Source organism: Mesorhizobium sp. M4B.F.Ca.ET.089.01.1.1, from assembly GCF_004022605.1.
GTDB lineage: Bacteria > Pseudomonadota > Alphaproteobacteria > Rhizobiales > Rhizobiaceae > Mesorhizobium > Mesorhizobium abyssinicae.
In genome coordinates, this window is sequence record NZ_RZOS01000493.1 from 1 (window position 1) to 3,855 (window position 3,855).

Sequence of the window (3,855 nt, forward strand, 5' to 3'; positions counted from 1 at the left end):
GCCGAGGATGGCGTTGGCGCCGAGCCGGCTCTTGTTCGGCGTGCCGTCGAGCTCGATCATCGTCTGGTCGATATGGATCTGGTTCTCGGCCTCCATGCCGCCGATCGCCTCGAACAGCTCGCCGTTGACGGCCTCGACCGCCCGCTGCACGCCCTTGCCGAGATAGCGCGGGCCGCCGTCGCGCAGCTCGACCGCCTCATGCGCGCCGGTCGAGGCGCCTGACGGTACGGCGGCGCGGCCCATCGAGCCGTCTTCCAGCACCACGTCGACCTCGACGGTCGGATTTCCACGGCTGTCCAGGATTTCACGCCCGACTATGTCGACGATGGCGGTCATTGCAATGTCCCCGATTGATCGATTGAAGCGTCGCGCCCCTCTTAGCCAAAGTGCCGCAAAAGGCAATCGGGGCGCCCGCAAATATTGCCCGCCCGCCGATTCACGAAGCGCAAATTTCTGTCATCATAAGTCATGCGCGGCGCGCAACGTTCTGGTCTATGATTCTGCTTGCGCGGGGCGAAACAGGAGGAGTTTCGCCATGTCCCAGTTGAGCGGTATCGTGAGTTTGTTCCTGATCGCGGCTGCGTTCCTGACGTCGTGCGACAACCAGCAGCCCCAGCAGGGCGCCGCGCAACTGTCGACACTTCAAGCAGCGCAGTAGGATCTTGCAGAAGAAAGGCCCCCGCATGTGCGGGGGCCTTTTTTGATTCCGCTCTGGGCTGGCCGAACGCTTCAGTGCCAGTAGGGCTCGACCCGGTAGTAGCTGTACGACTCGTCGCGCGCCGCCTGGCCGTCGGCGCCCGCCAATTCGTTGATCGAATAGGCCGGCGCGGCCTGCAACTGCTCTTTGGAGAACGGCACGACATAGCCGCCCCTGTCCTCGTCATAGTCGAGGCTCGCCCACGGGATGGCGTGGTACTTCTCGCCAACGCCGAGGAATCCGCCAAAGCCGATCACCGCGAACATGATGCCGTTCGAGGTCTTGTCGAGCATGATGTCTTCGACGCTGCCGATGCTCTTGCCTTCGGTGTTGTAGACCGATGTGCCGATGACGCGCGAGGCGGCAATGGCTTCGGTGTGCCCGGTCAGGGTGCTCATGGTGGAACTCCTCTCGATTGAATGCCTGCATGGACAATGAGAGGGGCGGACGAAGGTTCCCGACTTTGTTTTTACGCAATTCCGGACGGAAAACCGCTACGCACTTTTCCTGAAATTGCCTAGTTGTCGGTGAGGATGAAGGTGACCTTCATGTTTACGCGGTAAGCGGCGATCTTGCCGCCCTCGACGACGATCTTCTGGTCCTGGATCCAGGCGCCCTCGACGTTCTTCAGGGTCTTTGCTGCGCGCGCGATGCCCTTTTCGATGGCATCCTGAAAGCTCTTCTTGGACGATGACGTGATCTCTGTGACGCGGGCGACGGACATGGCTTCCTCCTGCCAAGGCGCTCAGTTGCGGCAGGAGCCTACAGCCGGCGGTTGCCTGCGACAAGCCGATGGGACGGCGAGTCGGGTCAGCGGCCCTTGGCGATGCGATCGAAGGCCATCAGCCGTTCCAGCAAGGCTGGCATGTCCTTCAAGGGCACCATGTTCGGGCCATCGGAAGAGGTCGAGTTGTCCGGATCCTGATGCGTCTCGATGAACACGCCGGCGACGCCGACCGCGACCGCGGCGCGCGCCAGCGTCTCGACAAAGCGACGTTCGCCGCCCGAAGAACCACCCTGCCCGCCCGGCTGCTGGACCGAATGCGTGGCATCGAAAATCACCGGCGCCCCGATCTCGGCCATGATCGGCAGCGCCCGCATGTCGGACACCAGCGTGTTGTAGCCGAAGGAGGCGCCACGCTCGGTGGTCAGCACATTGGCGTTGCCGGAACCGGTGATCTTGGCGACCACGTTCTTCATGTCCCAGGGGGCGAGGAACTGGCCTTTCTTCACGTTGATCACCTTGCCCGTCCTAGCCGCCGCGACCAGCATGTCGGTCTGGCGTGAAAGGAAGGCGGGGATCTGCAGGACATCGACATGCGGCGCGACGATCGCGCATTGCTCCTCGGTGTGGACGTCCGTCAGCACCGGAAGGGAAAACGTCTTCCGCAGATCGTCGAAGACCGGCAGCGCCGCTTCCAGCCCGGCGCCTCGCGTGGCCGACAGCGAGGTGCGGTTGGCCTTGTCGTAGCTGGTCTTGTAGACAAGCCCGATGCCGAGCCTGTCGGTGAGTTCCTTCAGCGCGCCGGCCATGTCGAAGGCGTGCTGGCGCGATTCCAGCTGGCAGGGGCCGGCGATCAGCGACAGCGGCGCGGCGTTCGAGAAGACGACGTTGCCGACGGTCACGGACGGATTGGGCGCCAGGGGTTTGTTCATTTTGTCTCCCGGAAGATGAAGGCGGCGCCCTGCCCGGGCGCCGGCCTGACGACAATATCATTGCCGCTCATGTGATGTGCGATGGCGTTGGCCGCAAGCAGGCGCGCTGCGATGGCGGCGCTGCGGACCGAGAAAACGATGGCGGCAAAGCGCAGATGCGGCGACGCTCCGGTCGGAAGGTTGCAGCGCGAGGCGAAGGCCGCCGGCTCCAGGACGGTCAGGGTTGCGTTCGGCAATTCGATCGCATCACCTTGCGCAGCTTGCTTGGCGGCAGCCGTCGAGAGCAGCCCGACCTGGCCAGAAGGCCTGTCGCTGACAGCGACGACTTCGATGATGCCTGTCACGCCGTTGGCATGGGCCTGCAATGCGGTACGGTCGATCTTCGGTGCATTGATGCGCTCACACGCGAAAAGGAAAGCATCATCGGCATCCTTGCTGGCGCAGAAGGCCAGCTTGAAGGACGCCAGGTCGCTCTTGCCGCTCGTATCGGTGAAAGTGCGCGAAAAACTCAGCATCTCCCCCGCCGACATCCCGGCCCCGACGTAACGAACGTGGTCGGCATCGGCATCGCCGGTTCCGAGCACGACAGCGGAAAAGCCCTCGTCGCCGAGGTTCTGCCGGTAGAGACGATCGCGCGCGACGAACACGTTGCCTTCGCCTATCGCCAGGTCCGCGTCCTGGTCGTTGCCAACCGCCAGCGGCTCCAGATAGGTGCCATCGGCGAAAAAGACACAGCAGTTTTCGGTGCCGAACGGGTGGATGCCGGTCGGCGCGACGACGAAGCCGAGTGAAACCAGCCGCGCCCGCGCGGCATCGAGGCGCGCTGTCGGCAGCACCAGATGGTCGAGCGGATGAGCCTGCGTCGCTTTGGTCATGCCGGCGCGGTGTGCATCATTCCGGAAGTCGGTTCAAGAGGGCTCGGCCAACCGCCCGGCGGGCTTTGCCGGTCTCGATCTCGGAGGCGTGTCCTTGTCGTCGAACGAAGCCACCCTAACTTACAACCATGGGAAGAACTGTGTTCATCGCAATGACGATTGCGGCGATTGCAATTGTGGCCGCGCTTGTGCTGGTCGCGCCAAAACGAGGCGGCGTCGACCCGGCCGAGACTTCGGCCGTTCAAACAGAGTAAGGCCGCCTGGCGCGCCTGCGTTTCTTGCGAATACAGCGATATTGCTGATATACGAATTTCGCTTCAGTTTGATGTCTGGCAACGTTTCGTCACCTACCGTATGGGCTAACGGCTGATCGCGCATCGCAACATGGTCGACTTTCGCTGGGCGGCAAAGGCCGGCTTCTGCCGCACTCGACCCGCCACGCACGAGTTCCGCCGGTGACAGCCTTGCCGAATTCCCTTCCAGCCGCGCAGGGAGCAGTTGTCACCCCCCGGCTCGCCGTCGTCATCCCGGCCAGGAACCGCCGCGGAAGCCTGCCCCGCACGCTGGCATCGGTCCTGTCCGATCCGCGGCCCGATATCGAACTGGTGGTCGTCGACGACGGCTCCG

General features: G+C 63.5%; 5 protein-coding genes and 1 pseudogene. 1 reads left to right on the forward strand and 5 read right to left on the reverse strand.

Features of this window, described 5'->3' with window-relative positions; translation table 11 throughout:
* Positions 1-336: pseudogene (gene eno, locus EN780_RS29205) on the reverse strand (phosphopyruvate hydratase); the annotation flags it as partial.
* A 199-nt stretch (positions 337-535) separates the two neighbouring features.
* Here eno and EN780_RS41415 point away from each other — a divergent pair.
* Positions 536-658, forward strand: coding sequence for a hypothetical protein (locus tag EN780_RS41415; protein ID WP_274608485.1), 123 nt, complete (start codon positions 536-538; stop codon positions 656-658).
* A gap of 71 nt (positions 659-729) precedes the next feature.
* On the opposite strand, the gene EN780_RS29210 is transcribed toward EN780_RS41415, so the two are convergent.
* The 4 genes from EN780_RS29210 to EN780_RS29225 all read right to left on the reverse strand — a co-directional run bounded on the left by EN780_RS29210 (position 730) and on the right by EN780_RS29225 (position 3,228).
* Complete coding sequence (locus tag EN780_RS29210; RefSeq protein ID WP_127286802.1) at positions 730-1,095, reverse strand: PRC-barrel domain-containing protein; 366 nt, start codon at positions 1,093-1,095, stop codon at positions 730-732.
* Between the two features lie 119 nt (positions 1,096-1,214).
* The gene (locus tag EN780_RS29215) at positions 1,215-1,421 is read right to left on the reverse strand and encodes a dodecin family protein (protein ID WP_128276024.1); all 207 of its coding nucleotides are present in this window, start codon (positions 1,419-1,421) and stop codon (positions 1,215-1,217) included.
* Positions 1,422-1,507: 86 nt separating this feature from the next.
* On the reverse strand, positions 1,508-2,353 hold the full coding sequence (kdsA, locus tag EN780_RS29220; RefSeq protein ID WP_128276025.1) for a 3-deoxy-8-phosphooctulonate synthase: 846 nt from the start codon (positions 2,351-2,353) through the stop codon (positions 1,508-1,510).
* Complete coding sequence (locus EN780_RS29225; protein WP_128276026.1) at positions 2,350-3,228, reverse strand: VOC family protein; 879 nt, start codon at positions 3,226-3,228, stop codon at positions 2,350-2,352. Before EN780_RS29225 ends, kdsA begins: the two co-directional genes overlap by 4 nt.
* Positions 3,229-3,855 lie beyond the last annotated feature (627 nt).

Coding starts and splice junctions, on each gene's coding strand:
- EN780_RS29215 (WP_128276024.1), bottom strand. CDS start 1,421: ATGTCCGTCGCCCGCGTCACAGAGATCACGTCATCGTCCAAGAAGAGC.
- EN780_RS41415 (WP_274608485.1), top strand. CDS start 536: ATGTCCCAGTTGAGCGGTATCGTGAGTTTGTTCCTGATCGCGGCTGCG.
- kdsA (WP_128276025.1), bottom strand. CDS start 2,353: ATGAACAAACCCCTGGCGCCCAATCCGTCCGTGACCGTCGGCAACGTC.
- EN780_RS29225 (WP_128276026.1), bottom strand. CDS start 3,228: ATGACCAAAGCGACGCAGGCTCATCCGCTCGACCATCTGGTGCTGCCG.
- EN780_RS29210 (WP_127286802.1), bottom strand. CDS start 1,095: ATGAGCACCCTGACCGGGCACACCGAAGCCATTGCCGCCTCGCGCGTC.